Genomic DNA, 17672 nt, shown 5'->3' with positions numbered 1-17672 from the left:
ACAAAGGGCCGTGGTATAAATCAGCGTTTAAATCTCTCGGGCTGGATTATCTGCATGTGACTTTCGGGCCGAGGAACTGTGTTGAGCGCTGGTTTAGGACTGTTAAAGAGAGAACAAAGCGTTTCTGGAATAACTTCAGGGCTAGAGACTGGAGGAGGGTTCACAGGTTTGTTTTTCTGTTTTCATTCTGGTATAATTTTGTTAGAATTCATTCTCGGTTTGGTGGACCGCCTGGTGATGTGACTGAATGGCTTCAGGAGGTGATACCCCAGTTATCCTGACAGTATCAGCTCGAAAATCAAAAAACTAAAATACTTAAAGTACCTAGACATGCCTCTTGGTTTTACAAGAGCAAGGATACTTCCAGTATTGCCCCAGTACGAGATTATGAATAATTTGTTTGACAGGATTACATCCCGCTATGTAGATGGGGCTGAAGTGTTTTACGGATGGATGAATATGAGTCTAAATCAAATTAAAAGAGCTAAAAAGTTAGGGATTAAGACAATTGTGGAGTGTGCTTCTTCCTATCCTCTCTATCAGCTAAAGATATTGGAGGAGGAGTATCGAAAATGGAACATCCCCTTTAAGGTTGGAAGTCAAAAAATTTATCTGAAAGCCCTAAAAGAAATCAAAGAGGCGGATTTTATAAAAATCCCTTCGGATTTTGTTCAAGAGACTTTCATAAAGAACGGGATCCCAGAAGAGAAGCTTATTAAGATACCTTTTGGTGTGGATTTAGAAAAGTTTCAACCTAAAGATAATTATAACAATGAGATTTTTAGAGCAGTATTCGTTGGCACTGTCGGTATAAGAAAAGGCATTCCTTACCTGTTGAGGGCTTGGAGTGAGCTTAATTTAAAAGATGCTCAACTATATGTAGTTGGAGCGATTTCTCCAGACGTTAAAATAATTATTGCGAAGTACAGCAAACTTAAAAACATTATATTTACTGGTAGGGTTAAGGATATTGTCCCTATACTTAGAAAGTCTGATGTGTTTGTATTTCCCTCTATCGAGGAAGGATCTGCATTAGTTACCTACGAGGCAATGGCTTCTGGGTTGCCAAGCATAGTTACATATAATAGTGGTTCAATAGTACGAGATGAAAAGGATGGATTTGTGATACCGATTAGAGATGTCAAAAGCCTAAAAGACAGAATTCAATATTTCTATGATAACCCGTCTGAGGTCAAGAGAATGGGAAAAAACGCCAGAAAACATGTGGAAGAGTATACTTGGTACAATTATGGGGAGAATTTATATAATGAACTTAAAAGGTTTGGCCTGCTCTAAATAATCTATTACGGGGGGTTTAGATGAAGACGTATGTTTCAATTGCAGTTCCAACTTATAACCGCAAGAAAAAGTTACAGCAATGTTTAAAGGCTCTTGTAAATCAAAATTACCCCAAGGAAAGATATGAGATAATTGTAGTAGATGACGGTTCAACAGACGGAACTTACGAGTTTCTTCAAGAGAAAAGAAAAGAAATCCAAAACCTAAGAGTATTAAGGCAACAAAATAAAGGACCTGCTGCGGCTAGAAACCTTGGGATTAAAAATGCCCGAGGAGAAATAATATTCTTTGTTGATGATGATGTAATTGTTCCTAATAATTGGATTAGAGAGTTCTTGAATGTGTTTAGAAAACATCCTGAAGTTGTGGCGGTAAGTGGTTATGTAGAGGCCCTTGAAGAAATTCTCAAAAAGAATATCTTCGCAGGGTATGAGGCTTATATGTCCAGGCTTGCTTACAATATGCCAAGAACCATTTATATTGGAAGTTTTGAAACTTTTGGAGGAGCAACTTGTAACGTTGCATATAAAAGGGAAGTTCTTGAGGAGGTGGGTGGGTTTGATGAAACATTTCCAGTAGCTGCTGGGGAAGATGCCGATTTAAAACTCAGAGTAGCTCTAAAAGGTTACAAATTTGCATTTATTCCACTGAAGGCTATTCACATTCAAGACTACACTCTTAAAGGATTTTGGAAGCAGCAAGTTAATAGGGGGATAGGAAATTACTATTTTAGAAAAAAGTGGCAGTCATTTTTTAACAAAGACGAACTGAAAAATATTAGAGCGGCGCCTAACTACAACATCCCCCTCATGATATTAAAAGATGGGAAACTATTAATGCTTGCTTTGTTTTTAATTGCAGTAATTGCAAACAGATATGGGCAAATAAAGGCAAGGAAGATTCTTAAAATGGAGGAAGAGAAATGAGAAGTATTGGAGTTGTATACGGGTTGCCCGAGAAGTATGCAACTTCTATCCGACTAAAGAAATTACTGGGCGATACAAAAGACAAAAATGTCAGAACATGCCAAATTATTCCAATTGAATGGGAAGGCTCAATTGTTAAGAAGATCTTTATAATCCTCAGGAATATAATAACTGTATTAGATCCAAGATTTGAGGTTGATATCCTCTATGTCTCCGCCCCCTTAATAGCAAGTTCAATCCCAGGAATTATTGCAAAGTTATTAAAGAAAACTCTATTAGTAGTGGACTGGGATGATGCATTTGTGGATTTTAGAAAGAAGAAACCTAGACCCTGGGAAATTTCATTTTGGGAATATTTAGCTATAAAATTTGCAGATAAAGTCGTCGTTGTAAGCCCAGAGCTCAAAAAGATAGCTCTTCATCTGGGGAAAAATAGGGGTAATGTGGTTTATGTTCCAAACGGTGTAGATATGCAAATTTCTGAGCAAAAGTATGACGAAGAAAGAGAAAAGATGAGAAAAAAGTTAGGAATTCGGGATGATGAAATAGTCGTAGGATTTGTTGGTAGAATAAGCAGGAGAAAAAACACCTTTGTTGGAAAAGAGTTAGTTGACTGTGCTGAACAGTTAAAAACATCGAACATGCTTGAACACTTCAGATTTCTAATTGTTGGGTTTGGAGAGGGCCTTGAAACATTAAAGAGATATGCAGAAGAAAAAGGGGTATCTAATAAGTTCATATTTACTGGATATGTTGAGCACTCAGAGATTCCTTTTTATGTTAGTGCTATGGATATCTGCGTAGTTCCAGTAGGTAAAAAATTTACAGATACTGTTAGGAGCTCGTTCAAATTGAAGGAATTTATTGCAATGGGTAAACCTGTAATTACCGTAAACTATGGATCATTCAGCTATGAGACGAGAAATGGGAAATTTGCTGTTCTCATTGATGATAATTCAGAGCTTCCAAACGCGCTCCTAACTCTCGATGCAAAAACTCTACGAAAGAAAGCCGTTTCTGGAAGAAAATTTGTTAGGACTTATTATAGTTGGGAATATTTGAAAGATAAGCTAGTAGAGTTCCTCAATACTTAGATAAAATATCCTCATACACTTTAAAAATTTGCTTTGCTATGTTCTTCCAATCAAACTGCTCAGCATATTTTCTTATTTTTTCTCTATTCCATTCTTTGTTTCGGGCTGTTAAAATTTTTTCTGCTAAATCTTGTGGATTTGCTGGCTCACATAGTAATCCGTAATCTTCGGAAGTTATTATCTCTGGGACTCCACCGACCTTGGTACCAACAAAAGGTAATCCAACACCCAAGGCCTCAAACATAACAGTGGGATTGCCCTCACTTAAGCTTGGTAGAACAAACAGATCAGCCGCATTCATCCATAATGCTAATTTATCATCTGGAATTGGTCCAAGAAGTTTTACATGTTCTTGTAAATTAAGTTTTCGTATTTGTTTTTGAAGTTTTTTCTTTAATGGACCATCACCACCTATAAAACATAGAATGTCATTTCTTTGTTTAATTATGATCTTCATTGCTTCAATTAAATATTGAAATCCTTTTCGTTCGATAAGGTTTCCCAGACTAAAAATAATTTTTAAATCTGTAGGAATTCCTAATTCTTTTCGAGCTTTTTCTTTCGGAAATGTAACAAGTCTATCAGAACTAAATCCATTAGGAATTGAATAAACGTTTTGATTAAATTGTTTTAACAATATAGCATCCTTTTTGTTCACTCTAATCAAAGCATCTGCGTTTCTCCAACTCCAGTATATCTTTCTATTATTAGACTTATACTCCCGTAGGAACCATTCTTGATTCTCATGAACTGTTATAATAATCGGTACTTTAAATTTTTTTGAAATCTTTACACTAGAATATCCACTCGGCCATGTGAAATGAGCATGAACAATCTTAAATTTCAGATTCTCTCTTTTTATTACCTTTAGAATAGCCTTGTAATAATTCTCCCCAAGTCTTCTTCTAAAGTACCCTATGGGAAAGTGAATAAACCTAGGATAATATACGTAAACGTTCTCGTAGGAATAATTTTTAAGAAACATTTTACATCCATAGGGCCAGGGACTTATAACATACACATTATCAAAATAATCCTTCAGAAATTTTATCTGTTCTTTTACAAATACTCCTTGATAGTAGGAACCATCTTCATTTGGGAATATGTTTGTGATAACTAGGAGGTTGTTTTCGCCCATACAATTCTTTATTCCATGATTGCCTTTATAAACTTCTCTGCGTATTTATGGGAATAGTTAATTATTTTTATTTTTAATTTCTCATGCTTAGCGGTCTGGGGAGCATTCTTTATTGCTTCTGCGAAATACTTGCTTTGAGGGGGTACAGATGTTCCGTATCCTATCCAGTGAATAAGCTCAGGAATGGCACCTTTATCACTTCCAACAACGTAACAACCATTGACCGCTCCCTCTATGATAACCCTCCCAAAGGGCTCGTACCACAGAGAGGGCACGAGAAGAATGTCAGAGGCTTTGTAGTAGTGTCTTAGTATCTCCATTGGTTGGTACCCCACATAGAGGACGTTTTTTAAGGGAGATTTAGTAAACATCTTTCTTAGGGGTCCATCCCCTACAACAACAAACAAATGCCCAGGTACCTCTTTTGCTATCTTTGGTATTAAATGGGCTCCTTTGAGCTCTGTAAGGGTTCCAACGAATAAAACAATTGTCTTATCTTCTGGAAGGTTTAAATATTGTCGAGCCTCCTCTTTTGAAATATTGGGAACTATTTCTGGACTTATTGGATTGTAAAGCACAGAGATTTTTTCGGTAGGGATATTTAGTCTTTTCACGAATTCCATTTTTACAAAATTGCTAATTGCAAGAATCTTATCAAATTCGTCTAGTGCATTTTTTCTTTTGTTTATTTCGTGCACTAAAGCTGAACCAAGTATGTAGTTTGCTCCCATACACTGCCGTATGTTTGTTAAACTGCATCCTTCGCATAGTTTTCCGTTATTGTTCAACCCACGATTCCAACAAAGTAATGCAAAATCTCTCAAATGTGCAACTTTTGTATTAACTTGAATTTTTGAAAGGGCTAAAATTGATTCTAAGTTATTTGCATGGATAACGTCAAAGTCTTCCGTCTGGAGGAGTTCTTTTACGACCTTCATAATTTCAAAAGAGGAGAACTTGATATATCCGTTTAGTTGGAAGTAATATGAACTTTTTTTTCGCAGATAAATTTCAGAAGAGAGCTTGCGCAACTGTTTCTTAAATAAAAAGTACCTCCAGGATTTAAATCTTATTACCCTCAAATTTTTAGAAATCTCAGTTTCGGTTTTGTACTTAGTATAGTTGGGAGTAATAACAGTTACTTCGTGCCCTAACTGAGCTAGCTTATTTACTAAAATCTTCAGGCTAATTTCAGCTCCACCCATATGTATTGGGGGGTAATACTCAGTGACGAATAGAATTCTCATATATACGCCTCCAAGCTTTGTTCTTGATCACTCCTACCTTTTTTAGGTATTTTGGGTTGGCAATAAGTGGATCTATATTAAAATTTGGCTCATCAATACTTAGACATAAGTGCTTGATCTCTTTTGGTATTTCAGCATCTTCAAGAATTATTACAGGCTTTTTCCTAGCAATTGCTTCAACTATGGGCAAACCCCATCCTTCATACTTCGAGGGATGGATATACACATCAAGCATGTCGTAAAACTCAACTATCTTATCGTCTGGCACGAATCCCAGGAGAACTATTCTCTTGTCTTTCTCTACTAATTTTTGTATTTTTTTAAAGAGATGCCCAGTTCCAGCCAAGTAAAGTCGAGCATTTGGATTTTTGTACTCCATAAACAGCTTGATCAAAAGTTCATGCCTCTTGTATTCCTCCATTCTTGAAATGTATCCAATATTAAAAGTTTTGCATCTTTTCCCGCTAATGGGAGTTTTTAAGAATCTATCATCAATGGGCTGGTAGACTACCTTAATCTTATTCTCATCAATGCCTCCAAATCTAATCATGTCGAGTTTTGTTAAATGAGAGACAGTAAAGATTTTGTCGTAGAACCTAGCTGAAAACAATCCTAATCCAACTAAGAACCGCTCCAAAATTTTTCTGAATCCCCTCCCTCTGTATTTTAGGGGGATTAAATCGTGAACTGTAAGGTATTTTTTTGACCTTGGCTTTATGAACGGTAAAAGTATACCCTCTATAATTCCAATTGCGTGGTAGACGTCTGCATCTGTTTTTAATAGGAAGATTGGAACATCAAAAAGAAGCCATTTAAAGTATGATAACTTTTCCTTGGGAGATATTATAACATCTATTCCCTTGGCTTCCAACTTTTTGATTAAATTTCTTCCATAAACACCGATTCCTCCTGCCTTGGAGTCTAAATTCCTTGCCAGAATAACATACCTCATCCTACCCACCTGTAATACCCTTCCAGCTTTTTTACAATTTCACTCCAGTCGTATTTGCTCGCCATTGTCATGGCTGGTTTTTTCATTCTCTCTCTTTTTTCTAACGCAATTAAAATCTTTTCTGCAAAGTCCTTTTCATCAGCTCTTGCAATAAATCCGTTTTTCCCTTCTAGTATGAGCTCCTTAGAGGCGTTCATCTCGTAATCAACAGTAACTACGGGTAAGCCACTTGCATTGGCCTCAACAACAACAATCCCAAATCCTTCTCGAAGAGACGGAAACGCAAACACTTTGGATGCCTTTATCAATGCTATAACATCTTCATATCTGCTTAAAAACCCAAAGAATTTTACGTTATTCTGAAGATTAAGTTTAAAAGATAGTTTTTCTAGATATTCCCTTTCGGGGCCATCTCCCACTACAACAGCTTTAATATCCGGGATTTCCTGTTTTATTACGGTGAGGGCTTTTAGGAGTAAAGGAACATTTTTCTCCTTAACTAGCCTTCCAACGAAGATTATGTCTGAGGTGTAGCTGGAAGGCTTTATCTCTTGAATCTTTTCAAAGTGTACCCCATTGGGAACCACGTAAATATTCTTTCTGAGACCTGCTTTGTGGAGATCTTTTTTTATTTTTAGAGATACGGCTATATGATTGTCAGTTAAAACAAATAATCCTTTTTCAATTATTTTTCCGAAAAAACCTGCCTTCCCAAGATATTTTAGCCAATAACTTCCCCAGAACTCGTGCCACGTGATTACTAAGTTTGAATTACTAACCCTAGAAGCATAGCAGGGGAAATACGGAGCCGCCTGGCAGTCAACAACATCAAAACGCTCTTTGCTTAAGAGGGGTAACAGCTTTATCGAATGCAAAAGGGGAGGAGTTATCGCCCTTCTTCCAGAAGAATAAACCTGTTTGGGTTTGATAGTTCCATGGTAAATTATACCCTCCCCCTTAAGTATATCCTCCCCATTCCAGTGTTTGTATCCATATACATGAACTTCATGCCTTTTAACCAAACGCTTAGCTATTTCGTAGATTCTCTTTTCGACTCCTCCTTTGACCCATGGATAGATTACATCGTAGACAAACGCGATTTTCAATGTTTCCCCCATGACTACCGAAAATTTATAACTCTTCGGCTTTATTAAAATTTGGTGTCTCAAATGGCTCAAAAGTATTTCGTTCATCCAACCGCTGTTGTTGAGGAAGGAGCAGAGATTGGAGAAGGAACAAGAATATGGCACTTTGCACACATAAGAAAAGGTGCAAAAATAGGCAAGAACTGCAACATCGGAAAAGACGTCTACATTGATGTTAGCGTTGAAATCGGCAACAACGTGAAGATTCAAAACGGAGTAAGCGTTTACAGGGGAGTTAAAGTTGAGGACGATGTTTTTCTTGGCCCACACATGACGTTTACGAACGACCTTTATCCCAGGGCCTTCAATAATGATTGGGAAGTTGTGCCAACTTTAGTCAAGAAGGGAGCAAGCATAGGGGCCCACGCAACGATAGTTTGCGGAGTGACAATTGGAGAATACGCAATGGTAGGTGCTGGTGCCGTTGTTACCAAAGATGTGCCTCCTTTTGGATTGGTTTTTGGAAATCCAGCTCGCTTAAGGGGCTTTGTCTGCTATTGCGGCAGGCCCCTCAAGGAGAAGATTGGCGAAAGTGACGAACACGTAATCTTTAAGTGCTCCCAGTGTGGAAAGGAAGTCAAAATCAGAAAAGAAGACTATGAAAGATACCTAAAGGAGAAAGAGTTGTGAGGTGCTTTAGATGATCCCAATTGCTAAACCTTTGATTGGAGAAGAAGAAATAAACGCCGTTGTTGAGGTTTTGAAGAGCGGAATGCTTGCCCACGGAAAAGAAGTTGAAGCTTTTGAGAAGGAGTTCGCCCAATACTTGGGGGCAAAACACGCTGTTGCAGTTACCAATGGCACTGCGGCTTTGGATGTAGCATTAAAAGCCCTAAAAATCGGCCCCGGAGATGAGGTTATCACAACACCCTTCACATTTATAGCCTCAGCAAATGCGATTCTATTCCAAGGAGCAAAGCCCGTTTTTGCCGATATAGACCCAAAAACATTCAATCTTGACCCAAACGATGTTCTTGAAAAGATTAATGACAAAACAAAAGCCATAGTTGTTGTCCATCTTTATGGCCAGCCTGCGGATATGAAGGCCTTTAAGGAAATAGCAGAAGACTACAAACTTCATCTCATCGAAGATTGTGCCCAAGCCCACGGTGCTGAGTTTGAGGGCCAAAAGGTTGGAACCTTTGGCGATATAGCAGCGTTCAGCTTCTATCCTACAAAGAACATGACAACTGGCGAAGGGGGTATGGTTGTTACAAACGACGATGAGCTAGCAAAGAGGGCCGATCTAATAAGAAACCACGGCCAGGCGGAGAAGTATTTGCATGTGGAACTCGGCTACAATCTAAGGATGACCAACATAGCCGCGGCAATCGGAAGGGTTCAACTCAAAAAGCTTGATGGGTGGAATGAGAAGAGGATTGAAAATGCAAGGCTTTTGAGCGAAGGAATAAGTAAAATCGAGGGATTAACTCCCCCATACGTTGATCCTCGCGTAAAACACGTCTTCCACCAGTACGTGATTAGAGTTGAAGAAGAGTTTCCGCTAAATAGAGATGAACTCATGGCAAAATTGAGAGAAAAAGGCATCGGAACTGCAGTGCATTATCCAATTCCCGTTCATCAACAGCCCCTTTACCAGAAACTTGGCTACCCAAAGGATATTTGCCCAAATGCCATTGAGGCCTCTAAGAGAGTGCTGAGTTTACCAGTACATCCGGCCGTTAGCAAAGAGGACATAGATTATATAATAAGCGCACTCAAAGAGCTTTCTTCTTGAATAGTCCATGAGAGGTGTTCAAGATGCTTCGAGTTGGTGTGGTTGGCGTTGGGAATATGGGCTTTCATCATGCGAGGATTTATTCAGAATTAGCGAAAGAGGGGAAGGTTGAACTCGTCGGTGTTGCAGATGCTAATTTTGAGCGAGCTAAAGAAGTCGCTTCCAAATTTAATACAAAGGCTTTTAGCGATTACAGAGGCCTTATAGGGAGAGTTGATGCCATTAGCATTGCAGTTCCAACCTCTCTGCACAGGCAAGTTGCATTGGACTTTATTGAAAACGGTGTCAGTGTTTTAGTGGAGAAGCCCATTGCGGAGAGCATTGAAAGTGCTCAAGAGATAATAAGGGCGGCAAGGAAGAATAATGTCACCCTAATGGTTGGGCACGTGGAGAGGTTTAACCCGGCTGTTCTGAAGTTGAAAGAGGTTTTGGATGAGAATTTAATTGGAAAAGTTGTTACCCTCACTGCCAAGCGCGTTGGGCCTTTGCCTCCACAAATCAAAGATGTTGGAGTGATAATAGATTTAGGAGTTCACGATATTGATGTCATGAGCTTTTTACTTGGTAGAAGTGTGAGGAAAGTTTACGCTAAGGCTGGAAGTGCAAAGAATCCCTTGGAACTTGAGGATTACGCAATAATAATGCTTGATTTTGAAAACGCCACTGGAATTGTGGAAACCAACTGGCTTACTCCTCATAAAGTTAGAACCCTTAGCGTGGTTGGGACTGAGGGCATAGCGGAATTGGATTACATAAGCCAAAAGCTTGTATTATACAATCATGAATGGATTAGAGAGGCGAAAGTGCAGTTTAAAGAGCCTCTAAGAAATGAACTTGAACATTTTGTTGAGTGTGTTAAAAAGAAAGAGAGACCACTGGTAAGTGGGGAAGAAGGACTCCATGCCCTGATGGTTGCTATAAAAGCTTTAGAGAGTGCTAATAAGAATGAACCAGTAGAAGTTGAGTTCACATTTGAGAGAAAACAATGACTTCTCACTCTGAAGCATTTGAAATGACAACCTTTCCCTTAATTTTTAGTAAGCGTCTTGACTTTAATAGCATTGTTCTGTATCAGACAAATTTGTGAAAGTTTTTAAATGTCTTTCTCAAGTAAAGCTTAAGGGAGGTCAGAAAAATGCTTGAACTTCTAAAGCAGGAGTTCAGAAACTTCAAAAGCCCACTTTACAGGAACTCCATATACATCTCTCTGGCATCTTTAACCACTGCCGTTGCAGGTTTTCTCTTCTGGGCCATCGCTGCAAGGCTTTATCCCGCAGAAGATGTGGGAGTTGCGAGCGCCATCGTTTCGGCTCTTAACCTAACGTTCCAACTCTCAATGTTAGGCATGAACTTTGCGATAATAAGATTTTACCCCGAATATAAGGAGAAAGCAGTAAGTAGTGCCCTCCTAGTAACGGGCGTAGCAAGTGTAGTCCTCTCGATCGCCTATGGATTACTTATGCTTAATTCGGAGTCATTTAAGGAGTTTGGGTGGGATTTTCTGGGACTTTTTGTGCTGTTTTCAGTTATCGGAACGTTTTATAACGTCTTATCCACATATGCAATAGCCCGGAGGCAAGCCGAGCATGCTTTTTTGCAGAACCTTCTATTCGCAGGGAGGTTTGTATTTCTGGTGTTTTTAACCTCGCTGGGAGTACTTGGCATAATCTCATCCTTTGGGTTAGGGCTTATTCTCGGCGTGGGATACGCCGTTGTTATGGTGGGTATCCCGACGATAAAGATGGACAGAGAGTTCATCAGGGGGGCCTTTAACTTTTCAGTGGGCAATTACTTGGCCAACATAGCGAATATCGCTCCCAACTACCTCATACCGACACTGGTCTTGAGCATGTTGGGAAAAGAGGAAGCGGCTTACTTTTACATGGCGTTTTCAATAGGAAACCTCATCTTGTTTGTGCCAAACGCGATAAACACTTCCTTCTTCGTTGAGGGAAGCCATGGGCTTAAAAACATGAGAAGGACTCTAAAGAAGGCAATAACTTTCAGTTATGCATACTTGATTGCTGCTATCATTGGAGTGTGGAGTTTTGGAGGTTATGTTTTAAGGTTCTTTGGTGAGGGATACGTTGGAGGAGTGCCTTTGTTGAGGCTTATGGCTTTCGGGGGGTTCCTTGTTGTGCTCGTGAACTTTGCCCTAACGGTGCTGAACATCCAAAAGAAGGTGAAGGATATAGTGGCAATAAATACGCTAAAAGCCGTGTTATTCTTGGGGCTGAGTTATTTACTGGTGCCGAAGATGGGAATTATGGGAGTAGGCTTGGGCTGGATTGGAGCTTATTTAGGGGTTATCGGAGCTTTAGGAGTGATTATTAGAAAAGAAGTTTAAAAGTTTCCCTGCAGTCTTTCCCATGAGAACCTCTTGTTAACCGTTTTCTTTATCCTCAACGTTCAAAAAACTCTTGACCCTCCAAAAACTATTGGAAGGCCATGGAAATCTTTTTTAAGTACTCTTTCTTCAGAATCTTTAGTAACCCGCAACCAAGAATAGATATAACTCGCAGGTATGTCCAAAACTTTTAAGTTATGTAAGTTGTAATGAAGACGTGGTGTAGCAATATGAAAGCCCTGATTTTGTCTGGCGGTCACGGTACAAGGTTGAGGCCTTTAACTTACTCACAACAGAAGCAACTCATACCAGTTGCTAATAAGCCAGTCCTCTTCTATGCTATTGAGGACGTTATCGAAGCAGGAATTCACGACATTGGGATAATAGTTGGACCAAACAAGGAGCAGGTTATTGAAACTGTGAAAAGTGTCGACTGGGATGCCAATATTGAGTTCATCTATCAAGGCGAGCCAAAGGGATTAGCTCATGCTATACTCGTGGCGAAAGATTATCTCGGTGACGATGATTTCGTTATGTACTTGGGTGATAACATCCTTAGAGAGGGAATTATTAAACACTTAAGACACTTTAAAGAGGGCAACTTCGATGCGAGCATTCTTCTCTGTGAAGTTCCAAACCCCCAACAGTTTGGTGTTGCCGAATTGAGCGAGGACGGAAAGACTATTAAACGTCTGGTCGAGAAGCCCAAAATCCCTCCGAGCAATTTGGCTTTAGTGGGGATTTACTTCTTTAAGCCTATCATTCATGAAGCCGTGAAGCACTTGAAGCCCTCTTGGCGTGACGAGCTTGAAATTACGGACGCTATCCAATGGCTAATTGACCACGGCTATAGAGTCGGCTGGACAAAGGTCACCGGCTGGTGGAAGGACACCGGAAAGCCCGAAGACATTTTAGACGCAAATAGGTTAATCTTAGATGATATAGAGACAAACATTAAAGTGGAAACTAAAGCAAGGATACACGGAAGGGTAATGATTGAGGACGGATCTCAGATTGACGAAAATACTGTCATTAAGGGCCCAGTTGTAATTGGTAAAAACGTCGTGATAAAGAACTCTTACATTGGCCCATACACGAGCATTGGAGACAATGTTGTTATTGAGAACACCGAGATCGAAGATTCTATAATCTTGCCGGAGAGCGAGATCAGAAACGCCGGTAGAATAGTTGAAAGCCTGATTGGAAGAAGAGTGAAAATTCTAAAAGGAAACAACCATCCGTTTGGAAGGAAACTTGTCATTGGCGACAACTCCCAGATAATCCTCTGAGGTGGAAACATGAGGCTTTTGATAACCGGTGGTGCAGGGTTTATAGGGAGCAACTTCATTCGCTATATTTTAGAGAAGCACGAGGACTGGGAAGTGATAAACCTCGACAAACTTGGCTATGGCTCAAATCTTGCTAATCTGAAAGATATTGAAGATGACCCTCGCTATACCTTCGTTAAGGGAGATATAACTGACTTTGAACTTGTAAAGGAGTTCGTCAAAAAGGTAGATGCCATTGTTAACTTCGCGGCCGAGAGTCATGTGGACAGGAGTATCTCCAGCCCGGAACACTTTCTAAACAGTAACGTGATAGGGGTCTACACGATTCTTGAAGCTATTAGAAAAGAAAACCCAGAAGTTAGGCTTGTCCACATAAGCACTGACGAAGTTTATGGAGATATAATGAAAGGCTCTTTTAGGGAGGATGACGCATTGAGACCCTCCTCCCCCTACTCAGCAAGTAAAGCAGCCGGTGACATGCTTGTCCTCGGCTGGGCCAGAACTTATGACCTTAAAGCCTCCATAACGAGATGTACAAACAACTACGGCCCCTATCAGTTTCCTGAAAAACTCATCCCTAAGACAATAATAAGGGGCAGTATGGGGCTCAAGATACCGATCTATGGAAGTGGACAGAACATTAGGGACTGGATTTACGTTGAAGATCACGTGAGAGCTGTTGAGGCAGTTCTACTCAAGGGTGAGCCGAGAGAGATATACAATATTTCGGCCGGGGAAGAGAAGACCAATCTTGAAGTGGTGAAGATGATATTAAAGCTCATGGGAAAGGACGAGGAGTTGATAGAGTTCGTTGAAGATAGGCCTGGTCACGATTTAAGGTACTCTCTCGACTCTTGGAAGATAACGAGAGACTTGAAGTGGCGTCCAAAGGTCAGCTTTGAAGAAGGAATCAAGAAGACTGTCGAATGGTACCTTAACAACGAGTGGTGGTGGAGACCTCTAGTTGATGAGAGAATCCTTCATCCGACGCCTTGGAAGCTGAGGTGGTAAAGGATTTTTCTGCTTCATTCATTTCAAAACGAGAAATAGGCTACCCCTCAACATGCTCTAAAAGTGGCCTATTTTGCCATAATGTTTATATAATCTCAAAAATTTAAATAGAACTGGTGTCCAGAGATGTGTGAAAGGATAGACTTGGGGAAAGAGATTGCCCCTGTTCTAAGTTCTAGGGATTTAGTAAAGGAGTTGGCAGAGAGAATTGGTAGTAAAAAAGTTATTCTTGATTTTAAGAACGTAGAATTTATATCTCACTCTTTCGCTCATGAGCTCCTAATGTATAAATCCAGAAATCAGAATGTAGAACTCGTGAATATGAATCCTTCAGTGGCTAAAATGTTGGAAGTCGTTGAAAAGCACTTAAAGGGAGAGAAGAAACATCCAGAGATTAAAATAACTAGAAAAAGCATTCTATCGATAATCACTTAACAGTGAAGCTTTATGAAACTAGTAAAAGTTGTGAATCCGCGTGGTGAAAGCCTTCTCAATCAGCTGGCTTCTCTTTATCTTACATTTAAAAATGTCCATGGGAATGTTATTTTTGATTTAAGTGATGTAACTTGGATATTTCCGATTTTAATTCTCCCAATAGCCAGTTATATTCATGATACAGGTAGTGATTTCCGTCCTCCAGTGAAGCCTGAGGTTAGTTCATATCTTGGATTTGTTAAATTCCCAAGGGGAGTTAGCTCTGTGGGTGAAATGAGAAGGGGGGGGAATTATATTCCTATTACCCTTTTGAAAGATGAGTCTCCCGTGGATAGGGCAAGACTGCAAGATGAATTTCTGAAAATGATTTATAAAGTTCTAAATTCAAGTGTGGAGGTTAAAAATGCTATTTATTATCCCGTTGAGGAATTGGTAGAGAATATCTTCCAACATAGTGGAAAAAATGAAGGTCACGTTTTCGCTCAGTATTACCCAACAAAGGAATTTTTAGATCTTTGTATTGTTGATAGGGGGATTGGGTTGGCTGCTTCATATAAAAAAGGAAAGGGACTGAACTTGGATGATGAAGAGGCTATAGAAATGGCATTGAGGGGATATTCTGTAAAACCTGAGGAATCTAGAGGATATGGTATAAGAACATCCAAGAGAGTAGTATGTGAGGGGCTCAATGGAGAGTTTGTTTTGATTTCTGGTAGAGCTGCATTGTACTCTTCAAAACACGATGTAATATATGATCTTCCCGATTTTTACTGGCAGGGTGTGATAGTTGCATACCGGATTCCAAAACCCAAACATCCTGTGGACATCTACCCTTTTTTGGAAAGATAAAATCTTAAAAACTGAAGTGGTAGGAAAGTTTATTTAACTCTTAAGCATGATTTATCATCTGAGGGTAGAGATATGAGGAGTAAATATAAAAAGATTGAATTTGAGGTTAAAATTCCTGACGATGTGAATATTGATGAAATTAGGGAAAGTCTTAAACGCATTATTTTAAGATGCCTGAAAGAAGAGGGGTTAAGCGAAAAGGAGCTTGAAAAAGTGAAGATAAGCATTGAGCTGGTGGAAGGGAATGAAGAACCTGAAAGTTGAAATTATCCTTCCCGGTAGAGTAAAAAAGAGAAAAGTTGGTAAAAAGATAAAGGAATACATTGAAGCTGTTAAAGCCGCAGAGAGGCTGAACAAACTTCTCGATGAGGTGGATTTGAATGAAATCGAAAAAGAAGTCGAGGACTTCAGGAAAAGGTTCAAGTTCAGAGGTTCTTCTCATTGACACCTCAGTTTTAATTGACCACTTTTTAAGAGGTGTACCGGGCGAAGAAAGGCGTAAAGTGTTTCTCAGGGAGCTGCGGAAGCTGTTTAAAATAGAAGAGATTGATGATCTTGTTGTTTTAACGTACTGTAAATTATACCGAGCCTTGAAGCGCAATGATGAACTGATTGAAGATGCTGATCTTTTAATTGCCGCTACTGCAATCGCTAAAGGTTACACTCTGTGGACTAAAAACATAAGGCATTTTGAACGTTTAGAAAAGTTTGGTTTAAAACTTTTTAAAGGATAAGGTGGTGAGGATGCCTTTTGAGTTCAAAAGGTTGGAAATTCCAGACGTGATTTTAATCAAACCTAAGGTCTTTGAGGATGAGAGGGGCTTCTTCATGGAGACGTACAAGAAGGAAGACTTTGAGAAGGTGGGCATAAAAGGGGAGTTCATCCAAGATAACCACTCAAAGTCTAAGTATGGGGTCCTCAGGGGATTGCACTTCCAGAGAGAGCCTTATGCCCAGGCGAAGATCGTGAGATGCATTAGAGGAGTAATCTATGACGTTGCCGTGGATTTGAGAAAAGACTCTCCGACTTTTGGAAAATGGGTCGGCGTTATCCTCTCAGAACACAACAAGTGGCAGCTCTACATCCCGAGAGGCTTTGCCCACGGCTTTGTGGTGTTAAGTGACGTTGCCGAGGTTGTTTATAAAGTCGACAACGTCTACGCTCCCGAGTATGAAGGGGGCATAATATGGAATGATCCAGATATAAGCATAGAGTGGCCAATTGATGATCCAATAATCTCGGAGAAGGATATGAAGTGGCCGACGCTGAGGGAGGCGATAAAAAGGGAATGGGTCTTTTGAGGTGATTCCATGAGAGTAGCTATAATTGGGGCGAATGGACAGCTAGGAAGTGATCTAGTCGAAGTGTTTGGGGAAGATTCTTCTTTTGAAGTGATACCTTTAACTCATGCCGACCTTGACGTTACTGTTCCCGAAACTTTGGAGATTTTGAAAGAGCTCAAGCCAGATGTGATTATCAACACCGCAGCCTACGTTAGAGTTGATGACGCTGAACTTTACCCCGAAAAGGCATTCCAAGTTAATGCAATTGGGGCTCTTAACGTTGCAAGGGTCACCAGCGAAATAGATGCAGTTAATGTTTACATCAGCACGGATTATGTTTTTGATGGAACCAAAGGAGAGCCCTACACAGAGGAGGATATTCCAAACCCACTTAATGTTTATGGTCTGAGCAAGTACGCCGGCGAGATCTTCACTAAGAACTACTCCAAAAGATACTATATTATCAGGGTAGCGAGCTTGTATGGAAAGGTTGGTGCGAGAGGGAAAGGCGGTAACTTCGTCGAGTTTATGATTCAAAAAGCTAGGAATAAAGAAGAACTCAGGGTTGTTGATGACATGTTCATGAGCCCGACTTATACAAAAGACGTTGCAAGGACTTTGAAGAAGTTTTTGGAACTAATGCCGGGGTTTGGAGTCTATCACATGGTTAATGAAGGTTTCTGCTCTTGGTATGAGTTTACTAAGGCAATATTTGAAATTCTGGGCTGGGAAGTTGATGTTAAGCCAATAAAGTCTGAAGAGCTTAAGAGATTCGCAAAAAGGCCTCAATTTTCGGCTCTGAAGAACGAGAAGTTGAGGAGGCTTAATCTGAAGATGAGGTCATGGAAGGAAGCATTGACAGAGTATTTGAAGGGAAGTTTCGCTTGAAGAATATATTGCTCGTTCCAGAAGGTATAT

At 39.8% G+C, this 17672-nt stretch carries 20 protein-coding genes and 1 pseudogene; 17 read left to right on the top strand and 4 right to left on the bottom strand.

The window, feature by feature from the left end:
- The 4 genes and pseudogenes from GBV73_RS02845 to GBV73_RS02830 form a co-directional block, all read left to right on the top strand.
- Positions 1 to 281: pseudogene (locus tag GBV73_RS02845) on the top strand (IS6 family transposase); the annotation flags it as partial.
- A gap of 49 nt (positions 282 to 330) precedes the next feature.
- On the top strand, positions 331 to 1296 hold the full coding sequence (locus GBV73_RS02840; protein WP_253910283.1) for a glycosyltransferase family 4 protein: 966 nt from the start codon (positions 331 to 333) through the stop codon (positions 1294 to 1296).
- Between the two features lie 23 nt (positions 1297 to 1319).
- A complete protein-coding gene (locus GBV73_RS02835; RefSeq protein WP_152879157.1) occupies positions 1320 to 2225 on the top strand; it encodes a glycosyltransferase family 2 protein in 906 nt (301 codons plus the stop codon).
- On the top strand, positions 2222 to 3319 hold the full coding sequence (locus tag GBV73_RS02830; RefSeq protein WP_152879155.1) for a glycosyltransferase: 1098 nt from the start codon (positions 2222 to 2224) through the stop codon (positions 3317 to 3319). The genes GBV73_RS02835 and GBV73_RS02830 overlap by 4 nt, the downstream gene beginning before the upstream one ends.
- Here the strand turns inward: GBV73_RS02830 and GBV73_RS02825 are convergent.
- From GBV73_RS02825 to GBV73_RS02810, 4 genes are read right to left on the bottom strand one after another with little or no spacing between them, the layout of a single operon-like run.
- A complete protein-coding gene (locus GBV73_RS02825; RefSeq protein ID WP_152879153.1) occupies positions 3309 to 4457 on the bottom strand; it encodes a glycosyltransferase family 4 protein in 1149 nt (382 codons plus the stop codon). The genes GBV73_RS02830 and GBV73_RS02825 overlap by 11 nt on opposite strands.
- Before the next feature lie 8 nt (positions 4458 to 4465).
- Complete coding sequence (locus GBV73_RS02820; RefSeq protein ID WP_152879151.1) at positions 4466 to 5704, bottom strand: glycosyltransferase family 4 protein; 1239 nt, start codon at positions 5702 to 5704, stop codon at positions 4466 to 4468.
- On the bottom strand, positions 5682 to 6656 hold the full coding sequence (locus tag GBV73_RS02815; RefSeq protein WP_152879149.1) for a glycosyltransferase: 975 nt from the start codon (positions 6654 to 6656) through the stop codon (positions 5682 to 5684). Before GBV73_RS02815 ends, GBV73_RS02820 begins: the two co-directional genes overlap by 23 nt.
- A complete protein-coding gene (locus GBV73_RS02810; RefSeq protein WP_152879147.1) occupies positions 6653 to 7774 on the bottom strand; it encodes a glycosyltransferase family 4 protein in 1122 nt (373 codons plus the stop codon). The genes GBV73_RS02815 and GBV73_RS02810 overlap by 4 nt, the downstream gene beginning before the upstream one ends.
- Before the next feature lie 51 nt (positions 7775 to 7825).
- Here GBV73_RS02810 and GBV73_RS02805 point away from each other — a divergent pair, with 51 nt between their 5' ends.
- From GBV73_RS02805 to rfbD, 13 genes are all read left to right on the top strand, one after another.
- Positions 7826 to 8431: an acyltransferase gene (locus tag GBV73_RS02805; RefSeq protein ID WP_152879161.1), complete on the top strand. Its 606-nt coding sequence runs from the start codon at positions 7826 to 7828 to the stop codon at positions 8429 to 8431.
- Between the two features lie 10 nt (positions 8432 to 8441).
- Positions 8442 to 9539, top strand: a complete 1098-nt coding sequence (locus tag GBV73_RS02800; protein ID WP_152879145.1) for a DegT/DnrJ/EryC1/StrS aminotransferase family protein — start codon at positions 8442 to 8444, stop codon at positions 9537 to 9539.
- Positions 9540 to 9562: 23 nt separating this feature from the next.
- On the top strand, positions 9563 to 10528 hold the full coding sequence (locus tag GBV73_RS02795) for a UDP-N-acetylglucosamine 3-dehydrogenase (protein ID WP_152879143.1): 966 nt from the start codon (positions 9563 to 9565) through the stop codon (positions 10526 to 10528).
- 146 nt (positions 10529 to 10674) lie between these two features.
- Entirely contained in the window at positions 10675 to 11886 is a 1212-nt protein-coding gene (locus tag GBV73_RS02790; RefSeq protein ID WP_152879141.1) for a lipopolysaccharide biosynthesis protein, read from the top strand.
- Between the two features lie 230 nt (positions 11887 to 12116).
- On the top strand, positions 12117 to 13175 hold the full coding sequence (locus GBV73_RS02785) for a glucose-1-phosphate thymidylyltransferase (RefSeq protein ID WP_152879138.1): 1059 nt from the start codon (positions 12117 to 12119) through the stop codon (positions 13173 to 13175).
- A 9-nt stretch (positions 13176 to 13184) separates the two neighbouring features.
- Positions 13185 to 14186 carry a dTDP-glucose 4,6-dehydratase gene (gene rfbB / locus GBV73_RS02780; protein WP_152879136.1) on the top strand — a complete coding sequence of 334 codons (1002 nt, stop codon included), beginning with the start codon at positions 13185 to 13187 and terminating at the stop codon, positions 14184 to 14186.
- 126 nt (positions 14187 to 14312) lie between these two features.
- Positions 14313 to 14621: an STAS-like domain-containing protein gene (locus tag GBV73_RS02775; RefSeq protein ID WP_152879134.1), complete on the top strand. Its 309-nt coding sequence runs from the start codon at positions 14313 to 14315 to the stop codon at positions 14619 to 14621.
- 12 nt (positions 14622 to 14633) lie between these two features.
- Entirely contained in the window at positions 14634 to 15470 is an 837-nt protein-coding gene (locus tag GBV73_RS02770; protein ID WP_152879132.1) for a hypothetical protein, read from the top strand.
- A 72-nt stretch (positions 15471 to 15542) separates the two neighbouring features.
- Positions 15543 to 15734 (top strand): hypothetical protein, encoded by a 192-nt coding sequence (locus GBV73_RS02765; protein ID WP_152879130.1) that lies wholly within the window; start codon positions 15543 to 15545, stop codon positions 15732 to 15734.
- Positions 15715 to 15915 (top strand): hypothetical protein, encoded by a 201-nt coding sequence (locus GBV73_RS02760; RefSeq protein WP_152879129.1) that lies wholly within the window; start codon positions 15715 to 15717, stop codon positions 15913 to 15915. The genes GBV73_RS02765 and GBV73_RS02760 overlap by 20 nt, the downstream gene beginning before the upstream one ends.
- Positions 15851 to 16204, top strand: a complete 354-nt coding sequence (locus tag GBV73_RS02755; RefSeq protein WP_152879127.1) for a type II toxin-antitoxin system VapC family toxin — start codon at positions 15851 to 15853, stop codon at positions 16202 to 16204. The genes GBV73_RS02760 and GBV73_RS02755 overlap by 65 nt, the downstream gene beginning before the upstream one ends.
- Before the next feature lie 10 nt (positions 16205 to 16214).
- Positions 16215 to 16772: a dTDP-4-dehydrorhamnose 3,5-epimerase gene (gene rfbC / locus GBV73_RS02750; RefSeq protein WP_152879125.1), complete on the top strand. Its 558-nt coding sequence runs from the start codon at positions 16215 to 16217 to the stop codon at positions 16770 to 16772.
- Positions 16773 to 16781: 9 nt separating this feature from the next.
- A complete protein-coding gene (gene rfbD, locus GBV73_RS02745; protein ID WP_152879123.1) occupies positions 16782 to 17642 on the top strand; it encodes a dTDP-4-dehydrorhamnose reductase in 861 nt (286 codons plus the stop codon).
- The last annotated feature ends 30 nt before the right edge of the window (positions 17643 to 17672 follow it).

The organism is Thermococcus sp. 101 C5 (genome assembly GCF_009372125.1).
Taxonomy (GTDB): domain Archaea; phylum Methanobacteriota_B; class Thermococci; order Thermococcales; family Thermococcaceae; genus Thermococcus_A; species Thermococcus_A bergensis.
The sequence above is the reverse complement of the archived record's forward strand: the minus strand, read 5'-3'. Positions and strand labels throughout refer to the sequence as shown.